This is a genomic window from Variovorax boronicumulans, assembly GCF_019352895.1.
GTDB lineage: Bacteria > Pseudomonadota > Gammaproteobacteria > Burkholderiales > Burkholderiaceae_C > Variovorax > Variovorax boronicumulans_A.
In genome coordinates, this window is the sequence record NZ_JAAAFX010000004.1 from 989746 (window position 1) to 1010362 (window position 20617).

The 20617-nt window shown below is 70.6% G+C and carries 10 protein-coding genes; 4 read left to right on the forward strand and 6 right to left on the reverse strand.

The genetic code is table 11. The features are described from left to right. The first annotated feature begins 38 nt into the window (after positions 1-38). Positions 39-1271 carry a glycosyltransferase WbuB gene (locus K0H49_RS06205; protein WP_219210337.1) on the forward strand — a complete coding sequence of 411 codons (1233 nt, stop codon included), beginning with the start codon at positions 39-41 and terminating at the stop codon, positions 1269-1271. 78 nt (positions 1272-1349) lie between these two features. Here the strand turns inward: K0H49_RS06205 and K0H49_RS06210 are convergent, their stop codons facing one another. The 6 genes from K0H49_RS06210 to hemC form a co-directional block, all read right to left on the reverse strand. Continuing rightward, positions 1350-3605 carry a polysaccharide biosynthesis tyrosine autokinase gene (locus tag K0H49_RS06210; RefSeq protein ID WP_219210339.1) on the reverse strand — a complete coding sequence of 752 codons (2256 nt, stop codon included), beginning with the start codon at positions 3603-3605 and terminating at the stop codon, positions 1350-1352. Positions 3606-3624: 19 nt separating this feature from the next. After that, a complete protein-coding gene (locus K0H49_RS06215) occupies positions 3625-4752 on the reverse strand; it encodes a polysaccharide biosynthesis/export family protein (RefSeq protein ID WP_257624604.1) in 1128 nt (375 codons plus the stop codon). 252 nt (positions 4753-5004) lie between these two features. After that, the gene (locus K0H49_RS06220) at positions 5005-6285 is read right to left on the reverse strand and encodes a heme biosynthesis protein HemY (RefSeq protein ID WP_219210340.1); all 1281 of its coding nucleotides are present in this window, start codon (positions 6283-6285) and stop codon (positions 5005-5007) included. A 3-nt stretch (positions 6286-6288) separates the two neighbouring features. Further along, the gene (locus tag K0H49_RS06225) at positions 6289-7371 is read right to left on the reverse strand and encodes a uroporphyrinogen-III C-methyltransferase (protein WP_219210342.1); all 1083 of its coding nucleotides are present in this window, start codon (positions 7369-7371) and stop codon (positions 6289-6291) included. After that, positions 7368-8132: a uroporphyrinogen-III synthase gene (locus tag K0H49_RS06230; RefSeq protein ID WP_219210344.1), complete on the reverse strand. Its 765-nt coding sequence runs from the start codon at positions 8130-8132 to the stop codon at positions 7368-7370. Before K0H49_RS06230 ends, K0H49_RS06225 begins: the two co-directional genes overlap by 4 nt. A 7-nt stretch (positions 8133-8139) precedes the next feature. Further along, the gene (gene hemC, locus K0H49_RS06235; RefSeq protein ID WP_219210346.1) at positions 8140-9045 is read right to left on the reverse strand and encodes a hydroxymethylbilane synthase; all 906 of its coding nucleotides are present in this window, start codon (positions 9043-9045) and stop codon (positions 8140-8142) included. 97 nt (positions 9046-9142) lie between these two features. Between hemC and ppc the strand changes: the two genes are divergently transcribed. The 3 genes from ppc to K0H49_RS30950 all read left to right on the forward strand — a co-directional run bounded on the left by ppc (position 9143) and on the right by K0H49_RS30950 (position 20580). Continuing rightward, positions 9143-12001 (forward strand): phosphoenolpyruvate carboxylase, encoded by a 2859-nt coding sequence (gene ppc, locus K0H49_RS06240; RefSeq protein WP_219210347.1) that lies wholly within the window; start codon positions 9143-9145, stop codon positions 11999-12001. Between the two features lie 170 nt (positions 12002-12171). Further along, entirely contained in the window at positions 12172-12390 is a 219-nt protein-coding gene (locus K0H49_RS06245) for a hypothetical protein (protein WP_219210349.1), read from the forward strand. Positions 12391-12393: 3 nt separating this feature from the next. After that, positions 12394-20580, forward strand: coding sequence for a GH36-type glycosyl hydrolase domain-containing protein (locus tag K0H49_RS30950; protein WP_219210350.1), 8187 nt, complete (start codon positions 12394-12396; stop codon positions 20578-20580). Positions 20581-20617: the final 37 nt, after the last annotated feature.

The window sequence follows — 20617 nt, forward strand, 5'->3', positions numbered from 1 at the left end:
GACGGATGCCGACCCGGCCTGTCCCTTCCTTCGCACCGATGAAACTTCTCGTCTACGGCATCAACTTCGCACCCGAACTCACTGGCATCGGCAAATACAGCGGCGAAATGGTGGCGTGGCTGACCGCCCGCGGGCACGACGTGCGCGTGATCACGGCACCGCCCTACTACCCCGAGTGGAAGGTGCGCGAAGGCTACAGCGCGACGCGTTACACCCGCGAGACATGGCACGGCGCGCAGGTGTTTCGCACGCCGCTGTGGGTGCCCACCAAGGTCAATGGCCTGCGCCGCCTGCTGCACCTGGCCAGCTTCGCGCTGGCCAGCGTTCCCGCCTTGCTGGCCCAGTGGCGCTGGAAGCCCGACGTGATCTGGATGACCGAGCCACCGCTGTTCTGCACCCCGGCCGGCCTGGCCTTCGCGCGGCTGCGCTCTGGCAGGGCCTGGCTGCACATCCAGGACTACGAGGTCGATGCAGCCTTCGAACTGGGGCTGCTCAGGGGCGCACGGCTGCGGGCCTTCGTGAGCGGCGCCGAACGCTGGCTGCTGGGCCGCTTCGATCGCGTCTCCACCATCTCCCAGCGCATGCTCGAGCGCGCCAGCGCCAAGGGCGTGCCGGCCACGCGCCTGCTGTCCTTTCCCAATTGGGCCGACATCTCGGCCGTCCGGCCGCTGGCGAGCCCGAGCCCCTACCGCACCGAGCTCGGCATCGCCGACGATGCCGTGGTCGCGCTCTACGCGGGCAACATGGGCGCCAAGCAGGGCCTCGAACTGCTGGCCGAACTCGCACTCCAGTTGCGCGCACGGCCCGATATCGTGTTCGTCTTCTGCGGCGGCGGTGCCGGGCGGGACGCGCTGAGGGCGCGTTGCGCCGGGCTCGACAGCGTGCGCTTCATCGACCTGCAACCGGTCGAGCGCCTGGGCGACCTGCTGGGGCTGGCCGACGTCCATCTGCTGCCGCAGCGCGCCGATGCGGCCGACCTGGTCATGCCCTCGAAGCTCACCGGCATGCTCAGCAGCGGCCGGCCGGTGCTCGCCGGCGCACGGCCCGAGACGGAGCTGGGCCAGGTGGTGGCGCAATGCGGGCGCATCGTGCCGCCCGAAGATGCGCCGGCTTTTGCCGAAGCCCTGCTGCAGTTGGCCGCAGACCCCGTGCTGCGCCGCGAACTCGGCCTGCGCGCCCGTCGCTATGCCGAAGAACGCCTGGACCGCGATGCGGTGCTCGCGCGTTTCGAACGTGACCTGCAGGACTGCATCGGCCCGCGCAAAGACTGACGGCCTTGACCCATGAAAAAACCGCCCCGAGAGGCGGTTTTTTCATTCGCGTCGATGGGGCATGTCGCCCCTCGCGTCTCACTGCTCGTCGGGCAGGATGCTGTCGTAGTTGTAGTTGGTGTAGCGGTAGCGCCCGTACTTGTAGGGCGTGTAGGCGCGACGTTCGACGTCCATGGCGTTGAGCAGCACACCGGTCGCCGCGCGGCCGCCGAGGGCCAGGCGACGCGTGCTCTCCTTCAATTCGCCCATGGTCGACTGGTCGGCGCGCGCCACCAGCAGCACCGTGCCGGCATGCATCGCCACCGTCATCGTGTCGGCCGCCACCAGCACCGGCGGCGTGTCGATCACGATCAGGTCGTAGAGCTCGGAGAGCTTCTCCAGCGTGGACTTGAACGACTCCGACACCAGCAGTTCCGACGGATTCGGCGGCAGCTGGCCGGTGGCCAGGAAGTCGAGATCGGGCACCACCTGGCGGTGCACGGTCTGCTGCACCGTCAGGCTGCCGGCGATCAGTTCCGACAGGCCGCCATGGCGCTGCAGACCGAAGTACTGGTGCGCATGGCCGCGCCGCAGGTCGGCGTCGATCAGCAGCGTGCGCTTGCCCGCGGCCGCCATCAGGGCCGCGAAGTTGGCCGTGACGAAACTCTTGCCCACGCCGGGCGTGGCGCCGGTGATCAGCACCCGGTTGTTGGGCGACTCGAGCATCGCGAACTGCATGGCGGTACGCAGGCTGCGCAGGCTTTCCACCGCCGGATCGTCCGGGTGCTCGATGGCCAGCAGGCGCACGCCGGTGGCACCGGTCAAGCGGCGCTTGGCGATCGCGTCCTGTGCGCCGCTCAACGGAATGGTGGAGAACACCGGCAGCCCGCTGTGGCTCTCGACCTCATGCGGATCGCGGATGCGCTGCTCAATGAAGGCATTGCGCAGGTAGGCGGCCACGATGCCGAGGAACAGGCCCAACGCCAGCGCGGCACCGACGATGACCGAGCGACGCGGCTTGACCGGCAGGGTCGGCACCAGGGCCTCGTCGAGCACGCGCACGTTGCCGACCTTGCCTTCCTTCACCAGGCGCAACTGCAGTGCGTTGTTCAGCAGCGACTGGTACAGCTCGGTGTTGACCTTGACGTCGCGCTCCATGCGCACGGCTTCCTGCTGGATGGCCGGCAGCCCCTTGATGCGGGTCTGGATGTTGCCGATGTCGCGCTGCAAGGCGGCGATCTGCGCATCGAGCGTCTGCACCGAAGGATGCTCGGCGGTGAAGCGGCTCTCGAGCTCGCGGCGGCGCTGCTGGGCTTCGAGCAACTTGCTCTGGCGGTCTACCGCTTCACCCAGCACGGCCGTCGCTTCTTCGCCGAAGGCGACGGTGGCCTTCTGGTTGCGAAAGCGGTTGTAGATTTCTTCGGAGGCTTCGAGCTGGCGCTTGAACTGCGGCAGTTGCACGTCGAGGAAGGTCAGCGTCTTCTGTGCCTCGGCCGCCTTGCGCTCGATATTCTGGCGCACGTACTGGGCGCCGACGGCGTTGAGCACACGCGTGATCTGGAACGGGTTGGCGCCGCGCGTCGACACCTCGATGATGCCCGACTGCTTGCCGCGCTCGGTCAGCGCCAGGCCGGCCTGCACCTCGGCCACGATGCCGGATTTGCGATGACGGACCAGGTCGAACTCCGCACCCGCCTTGCCGGACAGCCGGTCGATCATGAGCTCGATCGCGCCCTCATCGGTCTGGGCCTTCAGCAACGTGCCGACGGTGCCCTCGAGCGGCGTCGCCAGGCGTGGATTCGTCAGGCTGTACTGGCCGCCGCCCTGGGCCGTCACGCGGAATTCCGAACCCTCCATCGCTTCGGGAACGTCGAAGCTCGAGGCGACGATCTGCTCGGTGCCCGAGACATAGCCCTTCATGCCCAGGAAGCCCGGGTCCGACAGCCCGTTCGAGCGGCGCGCCATCCAGCCGCCGATGTAGGGAATGTAGCGCGGGGCGCTGGTGATGTAGAGCTTGCTCGCCTCGACCGCGGGGGCCACCACCATGCGCGAACGGATGATCTCCATCTCGGCGCTGGTCGGCGTGCGCAAGTCGAACAGGCCGGCCGCTTCGTTGAGCACACCCTTGGAGTTGTTTCCACTGCCATCTTCGACCTGCACCACCACGGCGGTCTCGTAGACCGGCCGCGCCAGCAAGGCATAGACGATGCCGATGCCCAGCACCACGAGCGTGATCGCGAGGATCATCCACTTCTGCGTGCGCAGCACATCGACGTAGCGACCGAAGTCCGCATCGCCGCCGCCCTCGCTGGCCATCGGCAGATCGGTGTTGGAATAGGGAGTGGGGGAATTCATCGGCTGGATACTCTGGAAATCAGCGCGTCGACGGCTGCGACAGGTCGCGCACCGAGGTCGCGGTCGTGGTCGAGGGCAGGATGAGATTGATCACGCGGTTCCACTGCACCAATGGCACCGGATCAACGTAGACCACATCCCTCGGCCGCAGCGCGAACTGGTCGGCCAGCGCCAGCGCCGTGGGCGTGCGCGCATCGAGATGGAACAGCGACTGCCCGCCCGTGGGCTCGTTGCGCACCACGTAGATCTGGCGCGGATTCGCCGATGTCAGGTTGACGCCGCCGACCTCGCTCAGCGCTTCGTTGAGGCTCAGGCGGCCGTTGCGCATCGGGATGGCGGCCTGTTGGAGGACTTCGCCCATCACCGTGACCTTGCGCTCGTCGCGTCCGCGCACCATCACCATGTCGCCGTTCTTCAGCGGAATGCGGGTCGGGTCCACACCCACGCCCGCCAGGCCGACCAGGTCCAGCGTGGTGGTGACGCCGTTGCGCGTCAGGGTCACGAAGGAACGGTCGCCGTTGGGCAGCAGCCCACCGGCGCGATTGAGCGCTTCGGCCAACGTCATGGGAATGTCGGTGAACACCAACAGGCCCGGCGTGCGCACTTCGCCCTCGACATAGGCGCGCTTGCTGCGGAAGGCGGTCACGCGCACGCTCAGCTGGGGGTTCTTGAAAACGCGCGACAGGCGCTGGACCAGCGTGTTCTCGATCTGCTGCACGGTCATGCCGGCGGCATTGAGCGGACCGGCATAGGGGAAGGTCAGCTGGCCGGTGTCCGAGACGATGAAGCCAGGTGCCGGCGAGATGCTGGCCGGGTCGGCCACGGTGGTCGCCGGCGTGCTGCTGAAGGCGATCTCCGGATGGTCGTAGACCACGATGCCGATCACGTCGCCCGGGCCGATGCGATAGGCCTCGGGGTTGCCGATCAGGGCCCGCACCTCGGGGCCGATGCCGACCGACGCGGCCTTGTTCTGTGCATGAATGAGTTCCGGCGTGATGGCCGTCAGCGCACCGGCGGGTGGCGGGTCGTCATTGGGGCCCGCATAGCCCGACGGCGACACGGCCTTGGCGGCCTCGCCGCTGGCGGAACTGAAGCCGGGGGCGAGCGGTGCGCACCCCTGCAGCACCAGGGCGGCAGCGGCAAACAAGGCGGCGTGTACTACAAAACTTTTCAAACCGGACTCCACAGAAACCAAAATGAATACTTTTGGAAACAGTTGCGACTGTACAGCAGGTCACATGTTTCATTCAAATTGTTTCTCAAGGTATCCCCGACCGCGACGGGCCAGATCGTGCACAAGGTCACGATGGCGAGGTCGAAAGTGCAGAAACGGCGCCCCTCGAAGGCGCAGCGCGATGGCGGCGCGCGCCTCGTCGGCTTGCGCGAAAACCAGGAAACCCTAAAGGTTTTCGGTCTGGGCCGCGCGCTTCCAGGCCGCCAGAGCCTGCGGCGCATCATCGCGCGCTTCGGCCAGCTGGGCCAGCGCCAGCCAGGCGCGACGGTAGAGCTCGGTGTCCTGCAGGCCGAGACCGGCCTGGGTCAACAGCTGCTGGGCCTTGCCCCAGAGCTGCCGCTTCATGCAGGCCATGCCGGCCAGGTATTGCAGGTTGGCGTCGCGCGGGTTGTTGCGCTGGGCCGATTCGATGCGCGCCAGCCAGTCGGCATCGACCGAGTCCAGGCCCGCCTCCAAAGCCCGCGTCAGCCGCACGCGCAGGCCATCGCCCAGGCTGCGCGGCTGTTCGACCATTCGCTCCCACACCGGCAGCAGCCAGCCGCGGGCCAACGCCAGGTCGCCATTGAGCGCGACCATGCGCTGGGCGGCCTGGATCGCGACCTCGGGCATCTCACGCTCGTTGCTTTCGAGCGCGCTCCAGGCACGCAGCAGCTGGGCCGCGTCGTGGGAATCCGCCAGCACCTCGGTCGCCAACCCGCGCACGATGCTCTGCGCGGCCGCATCGGAGAAGGCCCGATGCTTGGCCAGCAGGCGCGCCGTCTGCAAGGCTTCGAGAGTGCGGCGCTCCTGCCGTGCGGCCTTGAGATGCAGGCGCAAGGCCAGCGTGCGCCGCTGGACGCCCTGCGGCAGCTCTTCCAGGCGCGCCAGGGCGGCGGCCGGATCGCGGTCTTCGAGCGCCCAGCGGGCCGACCGCAATTGCACGCCTTCGCGGGTCTCGGGGCTGAGCACGCCGCGCTCGGCGCTCTCGTTGAGCGCCAGTTGAAGATGCGCATCGCGGGCCGGCCGGTCCTGCAGGGATTGCGCGCTTTCCGCGGCCAGCAGATGCGACAGCACCCGCAGCTGGCGTGCCTGCGGCAGGGACACGTCGAGCCCCTCGAGCGCACGCTCCTGCGCCAGCGCGGCCAGCGCCGCCTTGCGGGCACGCGAGAAACGCCCGGCGATCAGCTGCACCATGGCATCGAGCAACGCCGAATGCAGGGCACGTTCCTTCTGCTGCACCCGCCATTGGCGCGCCTGGTGCGGCAAGGACAGCAGTGCCGCCAGCGCGCGCAGGGCGGCATACAGCAGCACGAAGGCGCCGGCCAGCAGCAGCAGCACCAGATTGAGCGACAGGTCGACCCGCCAGGGCGGCCAGAACACGGTGACGGTGCCCTGGTTGTTGCCGGCGAACAGCGCGACCGCGGCCGCAATGCCGAACAGCGCGAGTAGCCAGAGTGCAGCGCGCATCGCTCAGCGACCGGCCGCCGCCGTGGCCAGCGCGGCAAGGGTTTCGTCGACCCGCGGCGGCTCGGCGGTGCGCACCTGCAACTGCAGTTGCTGCAGCAGGGTGGCGGCCATCTGCACCCGGCGCGACGCAGGATCGAAGTAGCGGTTGAGCGAGCCGGCCACCAGCGTCAGTTCGCTGCGGGCAGTCTCGGCCTGGCGCGACAGCAGCGCGAGGCGGATGTTGAGCAGCTTGAGCTTGAGGTTCTCACGCAGGAAGAAAGTCTGGTCGGGCGCCAGCAGCACCGCCTCGGGCCGCTCGATGCGCCCTACGCGCACCAGCGAACGCGCTTCGCCCCGCACCGTGAGCAGCAGGCGCTCCCACCAGGGGGCATCGGCCGGAATCGGTTCGGGCTGCCAGGGGTTCGCGCCGCCGCGGCGCACCGCCACGGCATTGAGCGTCGGCAGGTCGTCGACGCCGCGCATCAGTTCGTCGAGCTTCTGCAGCGCATCGCCGCCGTCGCTGCTGGCCGTGGCGCGCAGCCGGTCGGCGTCGCGCTGGATGGCGCGCTGCAGCGGCGCCAGCCGCGGTTGCGCGGCGCGCGTGATGCGCACGTCGGCGGCCTTCAGCGCCGCCAGCAGCGGTTCGACATTGCCGGTGGCCTGCGCCTGCTGCAGCGCCAGGCGCAGCGTCGATTCGATGTCGACCACCAGGTTCTCGTCACGCGAGCGCGACAGGCTCTGCATCAGCTCCTCGAGCTGCGAGCGCTGCAATGCCACCTCGGCCAGGCGGCCCTCGGCCAGCGCCAGCCGCGCGGCGGTGTCGCGCACCGTCTCGTTGGCCTGACGCGCCAGCGTGCGCGCCTCGAGCGACTGCGCCAGGGAGTCGCCGCTCTGGCGCGCGAGCTGCTCCTGCATGCCGCCGACCTTCTGCCACAGCACCAGCACCAGCACCAGTGCGATGAGCGTCAGCAAGGCAAGCAGGCCGAAGAAGATGCGCGACAGCACCAGCGCGCCGAGCGCGGCCGAGCCATGCGCGGCCACCGGCACCACGATCCGCGGCGCGGCATCGGGCACGCGTTCTTCGGGGGGCGGCAGCGCTTGACTCATGCGAACGATTCTATCGACGCGTTCAAGGCGGCCGAACCGGATGGCGCGACCCGCACCGAACCGAAACCGGCCGCGCGCGCGGCGTCGCCGATGCGCGGATGGGTGGCGACGGCGCGGGCCTGGTCCCAGCGCAGCCCGGGCAGCGCGGCGCACAGGTTGGCGATGGCCTCGCCGCTGCTGAACAGCCAGACGCTGCCGTCGGTTGCGGCAGCGGTCGCCAACTGCCGCTCGCTTTCCCCCAGCGACGGCGCCAGCCGGCGGTAGGCCACCACGGTGTCGATCTGACCGCCCGCAGCCTCGATCTCACGGGCCAGCCAGCCGCGGCCGATGGGTTGGCCCGCGGCATTGCCGCCGCGCACGATCAGCACCCGCGTGCCCGGCCCGACCTGCGCGCGCACGTCGGCCCACAGGGTTTCGGAATCGAACTGGGCGGCCTCGGCCGACGGTGCATCGATGCCCGCCGCGGGCACACCGGCCTCGCGCAGGCCGCGCACCGTGCCGGGCCCGGTGGCCCAGCAGCGCGGCAGGCTGTCGCCGAGCGTGACGCCCTCGAAGAAATTCGCGGCCGCGGCAGCACTGACGAACATCAGCGCCGACCAGTCGGCCAGGCGTTCGCGCACGGCGCGCAGTTCGGCGTCGTCCGCGACCGCGTCGATCACGATCAGCGGCAGCGCCACGGCCTCGACGCCCGCGCCCTGCCATTCGGCGATCCAGCGCCGCGCTTCGCGCGCGGGGCGGGTGACGATCACGCGACTCGGCATGGCCCGGCTAGCGCGCGCCGGCGGCACGCAGCTGTTCGGCCACCGCCACGCCCAGCGCCTCGGCCTGGGCCGGGTCTTCGGCGGTGCCGGTCGCTTCGGTCTGCAGCAGGGCGCCCGACCCTTCGGCATCGCCCCAGGCGGCTTCGATGCGCAGCCGGCCGTCGGGCTGCCAGCGCGCATGCGCGGCCAGCGGCATCGAGCAGCTGCCGCCCATGGTGCGGCTCACGGCGCGCTCGGCGGCCGTGGCCAGAGCGTCGCGGCGGTGCGCCAGCGGTGCCAGCAGTTCGAGCAGGTCGGTGCGGTCGGCACGGATCTCGATGCCCAAGGCGCCCTGCCCCGCGGCCGGCAGCATGGTCTCGGGCGCGAAGGCGGTGCGGATGCGCTCGGCCAGGCCCAGCCGCATCAGGCCGGCGGCCGCGAGGATGATCGCGTCGTAGTGGCCTTCGTCGAGCTTGCGCAACCGGGTGTCGAGGTTGCCGCGCAGCGGTTCGATGCGCAGGTCGGGCCGCAGCGCGCGCAGCAGCACCACGCGGCGCAGGCTGGAGGTGCCGACCACCGCGCCCTGCGGCAGTTCGTCGAGCGTGGCGTAGCGCGGCGAGACGAAGGCGTCGCGCGGGTCCTCGCGCTCGAGCACGCAGGCCAGCGCGAAGCCCTCGGGCAGGTCCATCGGCACGTCCTTGAGCGAATGGACGGCGATGTCGGCGCGCCCTTCCTCGAGCGCGAGTTCGAGTTCCTTGACGAACAGTCCCTTGCCGCCGACCTTGCTCAGCGAGCGGTCGAGGATCTGGTCGCCGCGGGTGGTCATGCCGAGCAGGCTGACGGTGTGGCCTCGTTCTTGCAGCAGGGCCTGAACATGTTCAGCCTGCCAGAGGGCCAGACGGCTTTCGCGCGTCGCGATCACGATGTTGCTCAAAGCCGATATCCAGTGATGAAGATGACCTGCGGGATGCTAGCATGTTGCGCCGCAGCAACGCTGTCGGCCTACCCGTTCCACCGAGGAGAAAACGCGAATGACGACAGGCAAGAAAGCGCCGGCCCCCGCACCCCGACGCGCACGCAGTGAAGACCAGCCACTGATCGACGACATCCGGCTGCTGGGACGAATTCTTGGCGACGTCATTCGCGAACAGGAAGGCAAGGAGACCTACGAGCTGGTGGAGAAGGTCCGCACGCTGTCGGTCTCGTTCCGGCGCGATGCCGACCAGGCCGCCGACCGCGCGCTGAAGAACCTGCTCAAGGGCCTGAGCGCGGCCGAGACGGTGCGCGTGATCCGTGCCTTCACCTACTTCAGCCACCTGGCCAACCTGGCCGAGGACCGGCACCAGATCCGCCGCCGCGCCGAGGAAGACCGCGCGGGCGAGAGCCCCGACGGCAGCCTCGAGACCGCGCTGGCGCGCATCCGCAAGGCGGGCGTGTCGCCGGCCGCGGTGGTCGAGTCGCTGGCCCAGAGCTATGTCTCGCCGGTGCTGACCGCGCACCCGACCGAAGTGCAGCGCAAGAGCATCCTGGATGCCGAGCGCGCGATCGCGCAGTTGCTGACCGCGCGCGACGAGATCGGCTGGCGCCAGCAGGCCTTCGCGGGCAAGAAGGACGCGCTCTCGCCGCGCGAGTACGCCGAGAACGAGAGCCAGATCCGCATCCGCGTCACGCAGCTCTGGCAGACCCGCCTGCTGCGCTTCTCCAAGCTCACGGTGGCCGACGAGATCGAGAACGCGCTGAGCTATTACGAAGCGACCTTCCTGCGCGAGATTCCGCGCGTCTATGCCGAGCTCGAACGCGCGCTGGGCCACGACGGCATCGCGCCCTTCCTGCGCATGGGCCAGTGGATCGGCGGGGACCGCGACGGCAATCCCAACGTGACGGCCGAGACGCTCGAATACGCGCTGCGCCGCCAGTCGGAGCTGGTGCTGCGCCACTACCTGACCGAGGTCCACTACCTGGGCGGCGAGCTGTCGCTGTCGGCCACGCTGGTCGACGTGTCGGTCGAGATGCAGGCGCTGGCCGAAAGCTCGCCCGATGCCAGCGAGCACCGCATCGACGAGCCCTACCGGCGCGCGCTGACCGGCGTCTATGCGCGCCTGGCGGCCACGCTGCGCGAACTGACCGGCGGCGAGGCCGCGCGCCATGCGGTCGCGCCGCAGAACCCCTACCCCCACGCCGAGGCCTTCCTGGCCGACCTGCGCACCATCGCCGAGTCGCTGACCGACAAGCACGGTGCCGCGCTGATCGCGCAACGCCTGGGCCCGCTGGTCCGCGCGGTCGAGGTGTTCGGCTTCCACCTGGCCACGGTCGACCTGCGCCAGAGCTCGGACAAGCACGAGGCCGTGGTGGCCGACCTGCTCGCGCAGGCGCGCATCGAACCCGACTACGCGGCGCTGGCCGAGGACGCCAAGCAGACGCTGCTGCTGCGCCTGCTCAACGAGGCGCGCCCGCTGCGCGTGCCCGATGCGCAGTACGCGCCGCTCACGCACAGCGAGCTTGCGATCTTCACCGCGGCGCGCGCCTCGCGGGCGCGCTACGGTGCCGCCGCGATCCGCCACTACATCATCAGCCACACCGAGACCGTCAGCGACCTGCTGGAGGCGCTGCTGCTGCAGAAGGAAGTGGGCCTGCTGCGCGGCACGCTGGACGACAGCGCGGTGCACGACCTGATCGTGGTGCCGCTGTTCGAGACCATCGAGGACCTGCGCAACGCCGCGCCGATCATGCGGGCCTTCTATGCGCTGCCGGGCATCAAGGCGCTGATCCAGCGCTCGGGCGCGCTGCAGGACGTGATGCTGGGCTACAGCGACAGCAACAAGGACGGCGGCATCTTCACCAGCAACTGGGAGCTCTACCGCACGGGCCTCGCGCTGGTGGCGCTGTTCGACGAACTCAACGCGCCGGCCGCGGGCAGCAAGAAGAACGCCGTCACGCCGATCCGCCTGCGCATGTTCCATGGCCGCGGCGGCACGGTGGGCCGCGGCGGCGGCCCCAGCTACCAGGCCATCCTCGCGCAGCCGCCGGGCACGGTGCGCGGCCAGATCCGGCTGACCGAACAGGGCGAAGTCATCGGCTCCAAGTACGCCAACCGCGAGATCGGCCGGCGCAACCTCGAGACGCTGGTCGCCGCCACGCTGGAAGCCACGCTGCTGCCGGCCGGCAAGGCCGCGCCCGCGGCCTTCCTGGGCGCGGCCGCCGAACTCTCGGCCGCCAGCATGGCGGCCTACCGCAAGCTGGTGTACGAGACCCCGGGCTTCGGCGACTACTTCTTCAGCGCCACGCCGATCCGCGAGATCGCCGAGCTCAACATCGGTTCGCGGCCCGCGTCGCGCAACCCCAGCCGCAGCATCGAGGACCTGCGCGCCGTGCCCTGGAGCTTCAGCTGGGGCCAGTGCCGGCTCACGCTGCCGGGCTGGTACGGCTTCGGCTCGGCGATCGAGCAGTTCGTCGCCGGCGCGCCCAACGCCGCGGCCAAGAAGGAACGCCAGGCGCTGCTGCAGCGCATGTACGTGCAGTGGCCCTTCTTCCGCACGCTGCTGTCGAACATGGACATGGTGCTGGCCAAGAGCGACCTGGCACTGGCCTCGCGCTACTCGGAGCTGGTGGCCGACCGCAAGCTGCGCCAGAAGGTGTTCGGCATGATCGAGGCCGAGTGGCATCGCACCTCGGACGCGCTCACGCTGATCACCGGCGCCAAGCAGCGGCTCGAAGGCAATGCCGAGATGCAGCGCTCGGTGCGCCATCGTTTCCCCTACATCGACCCGCTGCACCACCTGCAGGTCGAACTGATGCGGCGCTACCGCGCGGGCGAAGGCGGCGAGCGGCTGCAGCGCGGCATCCACATCTCGATCAACGGCGTGGCCGCGGGGCTGCGCAACACCGGCTGACATGCCACGACGGTCCGCGTGCAGGGCATGTGGGCCGTCTCCTACACACGGTGTCGAAAGTCACCGCGATGCGGCGGGCTTGACATAGGGAGTACCCTGTCCCCTACGTCAGTGGCTTTCGCTCTCTCTCGCGCGGTGGTTGAAACAACGTCCTCACAGGAAACCGTGTCATGTCTTACCCGCACTCCCTCGCCCCGTCGAAGATCGACTTCGTCCGCACCGACGTGGACGCGCTGGCGTCCCACATGCATCAGTGCGCGCGGGCACAGGGTCGCTGGTCCGCGGTGCGAGGCCATCTGCAGCACGTTCGCGCGATGGCCGCCGGGCGCATCGTCACCCTCGCCTGCGTGGCGGTCGTCCTCGGTATCGGATTCGCTGTCGCAGCCTGATCGGTGACCGCCGCCGCGGTGATCGCCCGCCTCGCCACGCTCAGCACCTACGCCACCCACCTCCTCCAAAGACCGCACGCACCGGTCCAGCCCCCCATCCGGGCCGAACTCTTCGGCAACCAGCGCTTCAAGCAGCATGGGCGCAGCTTGGCCCGCGCGCAAGGAGTGCAGACGGCCGATGCCGCGCGCGTGGGCGCGCCCTTCTTTCCACGCGTCGACGAGAACCTGGCCTCGCTGCGCAGTGCCTTCGACTACATCGCGCTGATCTCGCAGAGCGGGCGCTACGTCTCGCCCGCGGCCGAATGGCTGCTCGACAACTTCCATCTGGTCGAGGCCCAGCTGCAGCAGATCCGCGAAGGCGTGCCGCGCAGCTACTACGCGCGCCTGCCCAAGCTGGCCGATGCGCCGCTGGCCGGCCTGCCACGCGTCTACGGCATTGCCTGGGCCTACGTGGCCCACACCGACAGCGTGCTCAACAAGGAGCTGTTCACCGCCTTCCTCGATGCCTACCAGGACATCGACGAACTCACGCTGGGTGAACTGTGGGCGCTGCCCACGACGCTGCGCGTGGTGCTGCTGGAAAACCTGCGCCGCGTGGCCGAGAGCATCGCCGAGAACAAGGTGGCGCGCGAGTTGGCGCACGCGGTCTGGGATGCGGCCGACACGCTGTCGACGGCGCAGCTCGACCTGCTCTACGCTGCGGTCTGCGAACGTGGCCTGCAGGCGAGCTACTGCATGCAGCTGTGGCAGCGGCTGCCCGTCGAGCGCGGCGCACGGCCGCCGGCGCTCGTCGCCTGGACCGAAACCAACTGCCCCAACGGGCCGCTGCTGATCGACCAGGCGCAGACGGCCCAGGCCGCCGCCAACCTCACGGTCGGCAACATCATCACCACGCTGCGCATGATCGGCCAGGTCGACTGGGTCGACCTGATCGAACCCGTGAGCCGCTCGCTGCGCGTGCTGCGCGAACTGCCCAGCTTCGCGGCCGAGAGCGAACTCACGCGCCAGCAGATCACGCATGCGATGGAACAGGTCGCGCGCACCAGCGCACGCACCGAGCGCCAGGTGGCCGAAGCCGTGCTGAAGCTGGCGCGCAAGACGCCCGTGGCCAAGGGCCAGCGCTCCGGCGTGGAGCGCACCGCGGGCTACCACCTCTTCGGTCTGGGCCGACCCGCGCTGATGGCGGCACTCGCCTCCGCAGGACCGGGCCAGCCGCCACGCCATGCCGCGGGCGCACGGCCCCGGGCGGAACGCCACTGGCGGCTGCCGCTCTACCTGGGCTGCATCGCGCTCGGGACCGCCCTGCTGCTGGCGCTGGTTGTGCATGGCCTGCACCGCATCGGGCCCGACGATCTCGGCGTGGCCGCGATCGTCGCGCTGCTGCTGATGGCCTGGCCGCTGTCGGAGGTCGTGATCGCGCTGCTGCATCGCATCGTCGCGGAATCGGTGCGTGTGCAGGCCCTGCCGCGGCTGGACTTCGCCACCGGCATCCCGGCCGCGCACCGCGTGCTCGTCGTGATCCCCACGCTGCTGAGTTCGACCGAGTCCAATGCCCAGCTGGTGCAGCGCCTCGAACTGCACTGGCTGGCCAATCGCGAGCCCTATGCGCAGTTTGCGCTGCTCACCGACTGGGCCGATGCGGTGCAGGCCGTGCAGCCCGGCGACGATGCGCTGCTGGCCGACGCGCTCCAACGCATCGCCGCGCTCAATGCCTTGCACCCCGCCGCCGAGGGTGCCGTGCCACGCTTCCTGCTGCTGCACCGGCCGCGCAGCTGGTGCGAGACCGAACAGCGCTGGATCGGCTGGGAGCGCAAGCGCGGCAAGCTCGAGATGTTGCTGCGCCTGCTGGCCGCCGGCGATGCCAGCGGTTTCCTGCCGCTCGCACCCGGGCTGCGGCTGGCCGCGCCCATTCCCTATGTGCTCACGCTCGACAGCGACACCGGCCTGCCGCCGGGCATGCTGCGCGAACTGGTGGCCATCGCGGCCCATCCGCTCAATGCACCGCAACTCGATGCCGGCGGCCGGCGCGTGGTCGCGGGCTTCGGCATCCTGCAGCCACGCGTGGTCACGCCCCTGCCCACGCGCGAGGAGCGCTCGGCCTTCCACTGGATGTTCGCCGGCCAGTGCGGCATCGACCCCTACAGCAGCGGTGCCTCCGACATCTACCAGGACCTGTTCGGCAGTGGCTCCTTCACCGGAAAGGGCCTGCTCGACGTGCGTGCGGTGCACGCCACGCTCGACCGCCGCCTTCCCGACGGCGCGGTGCTGAGCCACGACCTGCTCGAAGGCGCGGTGGCGCGCTGCGCGGTCGTGAGCGATCTGGTGCTGATCGAGGACCATCCGCACCATGCGGGCGTGGCCGCCTCGCGCAGCCACCGCTGGACCCGCGGCGACTGGCAGCTGCTGCCGCTGATGCTGCGCGCGCGCCGCTTCGGCATCGACGCGCTGGGCCTCTGGAAGATGAGCGACAACCTGCGCCGCGCGCTGGTACTGCCGGCCTCGACCGCGCTGCTCGTGCTGGCGGTCTTCAGCCAGGCGATGCCGCTGCGCTGGGCCTTCGCGGCCGTGGTGGCGGCGCTGGCCTTCGGGCCGCTGCTGGGCGCGCTGGCCGGCCTGGTGCCGACGCGGCGCTCGATCGAGCTGCGCCATTTCTTCGACGTCGGTTTCACCGAGCTCGTGCGGGCGCTCACCGGCGCGCTGTGGCAGTTCAGCCAGCTGGCCACGCAGACCCGCCTGCTGCTCGATGCCACGCTGCGCGCGGTCTGGCGCCTGACCGTGAGCCGCCGCCGGCTGCTCGAATGGACCACCGCCGCCCAGGCGCAGGCCCAGGCGCGCTATGGCCTGTGGGCCTTCGTGCGCGCTTCGGCGCCGCTGAGCCTGCTGTGCCTGGTGCTGGCCGTCGCGGCGCTGTGGAGCCCGCACCCGCTGGCAGGCGTGCTGCTGTTCGGCCTGTGGGCGCTCGCGCCGCTGGCCGCCTGGTGGGCCAGCCGCGTGCCGGACAGCGCCGGCGCGGCACTGCCGGCCGACCAGCGCGCCTACCTCGACACGCTGGCGCGCGACACCTGGCGCTTCTTCGAACATGCGGTGGGCGCCGAGGACAACCACCTGCCGCCCGACAACCTGCAGCTCGAGCCCGAGACGACGACCGCGCACCGCACCTCGCCCACCAACATCGGCATGTACCTGCTGGCGAGCTGCTGCGCGCGCGACTTCGGCTGGATCGACGACGCCGCGCTGGCCAACCGCCTGGGTGCGACGCTGGACAGCGTGGACCGGCTGGCCAAGCACCGCGGCCACCTCTACAACTGGTACGACACGCAGACGCTGGCGACGCTGCAGCCGGCCTACGTGTCGAGCGTGGACAGCGGCAACCTGGCCGGCCACCTGCTCGCGGTGGCGCAGGCCTGCCGCACGTTCGCATCGCTCGCCGACGACCCCTCGCGCACGGCGCTGCAGGGCCTCGCCGCACGCTGCGAGGTGCTGTGCCACGGCATGGACTTCCGCGGTCTCTACGACCCCAAGCGCCACCTGTTCCACATCGGCCTGCGGGTCGACGACGACGTGCTCGATGCCAGCTACTACGACCTGCTGGCCTCCGAGTCTCGGTTGCTGAGCTTCCTCGCCATCGCCAAGGGCGATGTGCCGCGCCGCCACTGGATGGCGCTCGGCCGGCCCTTCCTGTCGGTGGGCGCGCAATCGGGCCTGAAGTCCTGGTCGGGCTCGATGTTCGAGTACCTGATGCCCGCGCTGGTGATGGCCGAGCCCGACGACGGCCTGCTGCAGGTGGCCAACCTCGCGGCGGTGCGCGAGCAGCAGGCCTTCGGCAAGGCGCAGGGCCTGCCCTGGGGCGTGTCCGAGTCGGCCTACTTCGCACGCGACCATTCGCTGGCCTACCAGTACTCGCCCTTCGGCGTGCCGCGGCTCGCGCTGCGCCGCACGCCGCCGACCGACCGCGTGGTCGCGCCCTATGCCAGCGCGATGGCCGCGCAGGTCACGCCGGGCGACGCGGTGGCCAACCTGCGCCGGCTCGAGGCGATGGGCGCGCGCGGCGACTTCGGCTTCTTCGATGCCGTCGACTTCACGCTGTCGCGCCAGCCCGAGGGCGAGCCGCTGACCGTGGTGCGCAACTTCATGGCACACCACCAGGGCATGTCGCTGGTGGCACTGTGCAACGTGCTGCGCGACGGCGCGCCCCAGCGCTGGTTCGGCAGCGCGCCGCTGGTGCAGGCGCATGTGGCACTGCTGCACGAACGCACGCCGCGCCAGATCATCGGCAGCGCCGACCCGCGTCCGCCTCCCGAGCCCAGCGTGGCCGACGCGGCGCCGGCCCACCAGCCGCGCCTGGTCGACCCGATGCTGCCGGGTTTCCAGCCGACGCACCTGCTGTCGAACGGTCGCTACACCGTGGCGCTGCGCGCCAGCGGCGCGGGCGTGAGCCGCTGGCGCTCGTTCAACGTCACGCGCTGGCGCGACGATCCGCTGCGCGACGGGCACGGCACCTTCTTCTACGTGCGTGACGAGCACAGCCCGGCACTCACCTCGCTCACCTCCCTGCCCGCGCCCGGCAAGGGCTGGCAGTACCGCACGCGCTTCCTGGCCGACCAGGCGCATTTCGAGGCCGCCGGAGCCGGGCTGCAGACGCGCATCACCGTGCTCATCAGCCCAGAGGACGACACCGAGTTGCGCACCGTCGCGCTGCACAACACCGGCACCGAGGCGCGCACCATCGAGTTGCTCTCCTACTTCGAGCCGGTGCTGTCGAACCCCAAGGCCGACGAGGCCCATCCCGCCTTTGCCAACCTGTTCGTCGAGACGCGCTGGGAACCTGCACTGCGCGCGCTGCTGCTGTCGCGCAAGCCGCGGCTGCACGGCGACGCGGTGGTGGCGGCGGCGCACTTCCTCGCCTCCACCGACGCCCATGTGCTGGGCGTCGACTGCATGGCCGACCGGCGCGCCTTCCTCGGGCGCAACCACACGCTGGCCACGCCACGGCTCGATGCGCAACCGGTCGACGCGGCCGGCGCACCGGTCAACGGGCTCGACCCGATCGCCTGCCTGCGCGTGCGGCTGCGCATCGCGGCCGGCGCTACCGCGTGGCTGACCTTCGCGACCAGCGCCGACCTCGACCTCGAGACGCTGATGCCGCGCATCGACCGCTACCTGCAGCCGATGCACGTCGAGCGCGCGATGCGCATGGCCGCCACGCTGGCGCAGGTGCGGCTGCGCGACCTCGCGATCGACCCGGTCAAGACCCGCGCGCTGCAGGACCTGACCACCATCCTCACCTACACCACGCCGCGCGTGATGAGCGACCGCGGGCAGATCGACCTGCGGCAGATCTGGCGCTTCGGCATCTCGGGCGACAAGCCGATCGTGCTGGTGCACATCCATTCGATGATCGGCATCGGGCTGGTCAACACGCTGCTGCGCGCCCAGCCCTGGTGGGGCTTCGGTGGGGTGGCCTGCGACCTGGTGGTGCTCAACGGCGAACCCAATTCCTACCTGATGCCGCTGCAGCGCGAGATCGAGGCGCTGCGCGCCCGCGTGGCGCACGAGACGCAGAACAGCTTTCCGCGCAACGATGCGGCCGGCTTCTACCTGCTGCGCGATGCCGAGGTCGCCGCTTCGGAGAAGGCCGCGCTGTCGACGCTGGCCCGTGCGGTGTTCAGCGCCGACGGCCGTTCGCTCGAAGCGCAGGTGGGTGCGTTGCGCGACGCCGCCGTGCCCGCGGTGGCCGACGCCGCGGTGCCGCACACGCCGCTCGCGTTGCCGCCCGTGCCGGCGCAGGTCGACGCCGCCGCACAGGCACCGCAAGGCGGCTTCGATGCCGAGAGCGGCGAGTTCCGCTTCGAGGTCGATCTCAACCGGCGCACACCCAAGCCCTGGGTCAACGTGATCGCCAACGCGTCCTTCGGCTTCCAGGTCTCGGAGTCGGGCACCGGCTACACCTGGGCCGTCAACAGCCGCATGCACCAGCTCACGCCCTGGTCCAACGACCCGGTGCAGGACCCGGCCTTCGAGCACTACCTGCTGCAGGACCTGGACACGCGCGAACTGCTGCCGCTCACGCCCGCGAGCCGCGGTGGCAGCGCCGCGCGGCACCGCGTGCGCCATGGCCAGGGCTACACCGTGTTCGAGTGCCTGCACCACAACATCGTGCTCGAGACCACCTTCTTCGCCGACCGCGACGAGCGCATGAAGCTGGTGCAGGTGGAGGTGCGCAACGAGGGCATCGGCCGACGCCGCCTGCGCGCGCTGGCCATGGTCGAGTGGCAGATGGGCGCCGCGCGCGGCGAGCGCCGCACCGTGCACAGCTGGAAGGGCGAGGACCTGCCCGTGGTGTTCGGCCAGCAGCGCGAGTCCAGTGCCGGCTTCGGCGGCAGCACGGCCTTCGTCGCGCTCGGCGGCCTGCCGGGCGCGGTGCAGTGGACCTGCGAGCGCAGCGAGTTCTTCGCCGGCCATGGCGGCATCGAGGTGCCCGACACGCTGGGCGAACGTGCCGGCAGCGGGCTCGATGCCTGCGCCGCGATCGGCGCCACCTTCACGCTCGAGGCCGGCCAGGGCCAGCGCTTCAGTTTCATGCTGGGCCAGGCCGACGATGCCGAGGCCGCCACGCAACTGGCACGCCGCTGGCAGACGCGCGATGTGGCCGAGGCGCTGTTGCTGGCGCGCGGCTTCTGGGACGAGCTGCTGGGCCGGCTGCAGGTGCGCACGCCCGATCCGCTGTTCGATGCCATGGTCAACCGCTGGCTGGTCTACCAGACGCTGGTCTGCCGGCTCTGGTCGAAGGCCGGCTTCTACCAGGCCGGCGGCGCCTTCGGCTTCCGCGACCAGCTGCAGGACGCGATGGCCTTCGCACTGACCGACCCGGCACGGCTGCGCGAGCAGATCGTCGTCAACGCGGCGCGCCAGTTCCCCGAGGGTGACGTGCAGCACTGGTGGCACATGCCCGGCGGCGCCGGCGTGCGCACGCATTTCTCCGACGACCTGCTGTGGCTGCCCTATGCGGTGGCGCACTACGTGGAGGTGTCTGGCGACACGACGGTGCTCGAACACACCGTGCCCTTCATCGACGGCCCGGCCATCCCCGAAGGCGCGGAAGACGCGTACTACGCGCCGCAGACCAGCGCGGAAAGCGCCAGCGTCTACGAGCATGGCGCGCGCGCCATCGACCACAGCCTGGCGGTCGGCGTGCACGGCCTGCCGCTGATGGGCACGGGCGACTGGAACGACGGCATGAACCGCGTCGGCCACGAGGGCCGCGGCGAATCGGTGTGGCTCGCGTGGTTCCTGTGCAGCGTGGTCGAGCGCTATGCGCCGATCGCGCAGTCGCGCCACGAACACGCGCGCGCCGAACGCTGGCTGGCCGCGCGCCAGGGCTGGATCGCCGCGCTGCACGACGCAGGCTGGGACGGCGCCTGGTTCCGTCGCGCCTTCTTCGACAACGGCGCGCCGCTGGGCTCGTCGGCCAACGACGAGTGCCGCATCGACCTGATCGCACAGGCCTGGTCGGTGCTGTCGGGTGCGTCCGATGCGGCCCACACGCGACCCGCAATGGCGTCGATGAAGGCCCAGCTGCACGACGACGCCGCGGGCCTGCTGCGGCTGCTGCATCCGCCGCTCGCGCATTCGGCCAACAACCCGGGCTACATCCAGGCCTACCCGCCGGGCGTGCGCGAGAACGGCGGCCAGTACGCGCACGCGGCCGTATGGGCGCTGATGGCGCAGGCGCTGTCGGGCGACACCGAGGCCGCCTGGCAGAGCTTCGAGGGCCTGAGCCCGGCGCACCGCGCGCGCCATGCGACGCGCGGCCCGCTCTACGAGCTCGAGCCCTACGTGATGGCCGGCGACATCTACGGCGCCGCGCCTTATGTGGGCCGTGGCGGCTGGAGCTGGTACACGGGTTCGGCCGCCTGGCTGCACCGCGCCGCGATCGAGACCCTGCTGGGGCTGGTGGTGCGCGGCGACCGGCTGTCGATCACGCCGCGCGTGCCGGCGCACTGGCCGGGCTTCGAGCTGGTGTTGCGGCTGGACGGCCGGGTGGTCACGCTGCAGTACGGCGATGCGCGCACGCAGGGTGTGGCGCTCGCGGCCGGCGCGTGGATCGACTGGCGCCAAGCGACGATAGGAGACGCGTCAACGGCCGATGCGTCGAGCGCCGTCTGGGTGTCGATCCCCCCCGCGGCCTGAGCTCGACCGCCTCCCCCGAGGCCGGTCGAAGGGATGC

Coding starts and splice junctions, on each gene's coding strand:
- K0H49_RS06205 (WP_219210337.1), top strand. CDS start 39: ATGAAACTTCTCGTCTACGGCATCAACTTCGCACCCGAACTCACTGGC.
- K0H49_RS06210 (WP_219210339.1), bottom strand. CDS start 3,605: ATGAATTCCCCCACTCCCTATTCCAACACCGATCTGCCGATGGCCAGC.
- K0H49_RS06220 (WP_219210340.1), bottom strand. CDS start 6,285: ATGCGCGCTGCACTCTGGCTACTCGCGCTGTTCGGCATTGCGGCCGCG.
- K0H49_RS06225 (WP_219210342.1), bottom strand. CDS start 7,371: ATGAGTCAAGCGCTGCCGCCCCCCGAAGAACGCGTGCCCGATGCCGCG.
- K0H49_RS06230 (WP_219210344.1), bottom strand. CDS start 8,132: ATGCCGAGTCGCGTGATCGTCACCCGCCCCGCGCGCGAAGCGCGGCGC.
- ppc (WP_219210347.1), top strand. CDS start 9,143: ATGACGACAGGCAAGAAAGCGCCGGCCCCCGCACCCCGACGCGCACGC.
- K0H49_RS06245 (WP_219210349.1), top strand. CDS start 12,172: ATGTCTTACCCGCACTCCCTCGCCCCGTCGAAGATCGACTTCGTCCGC.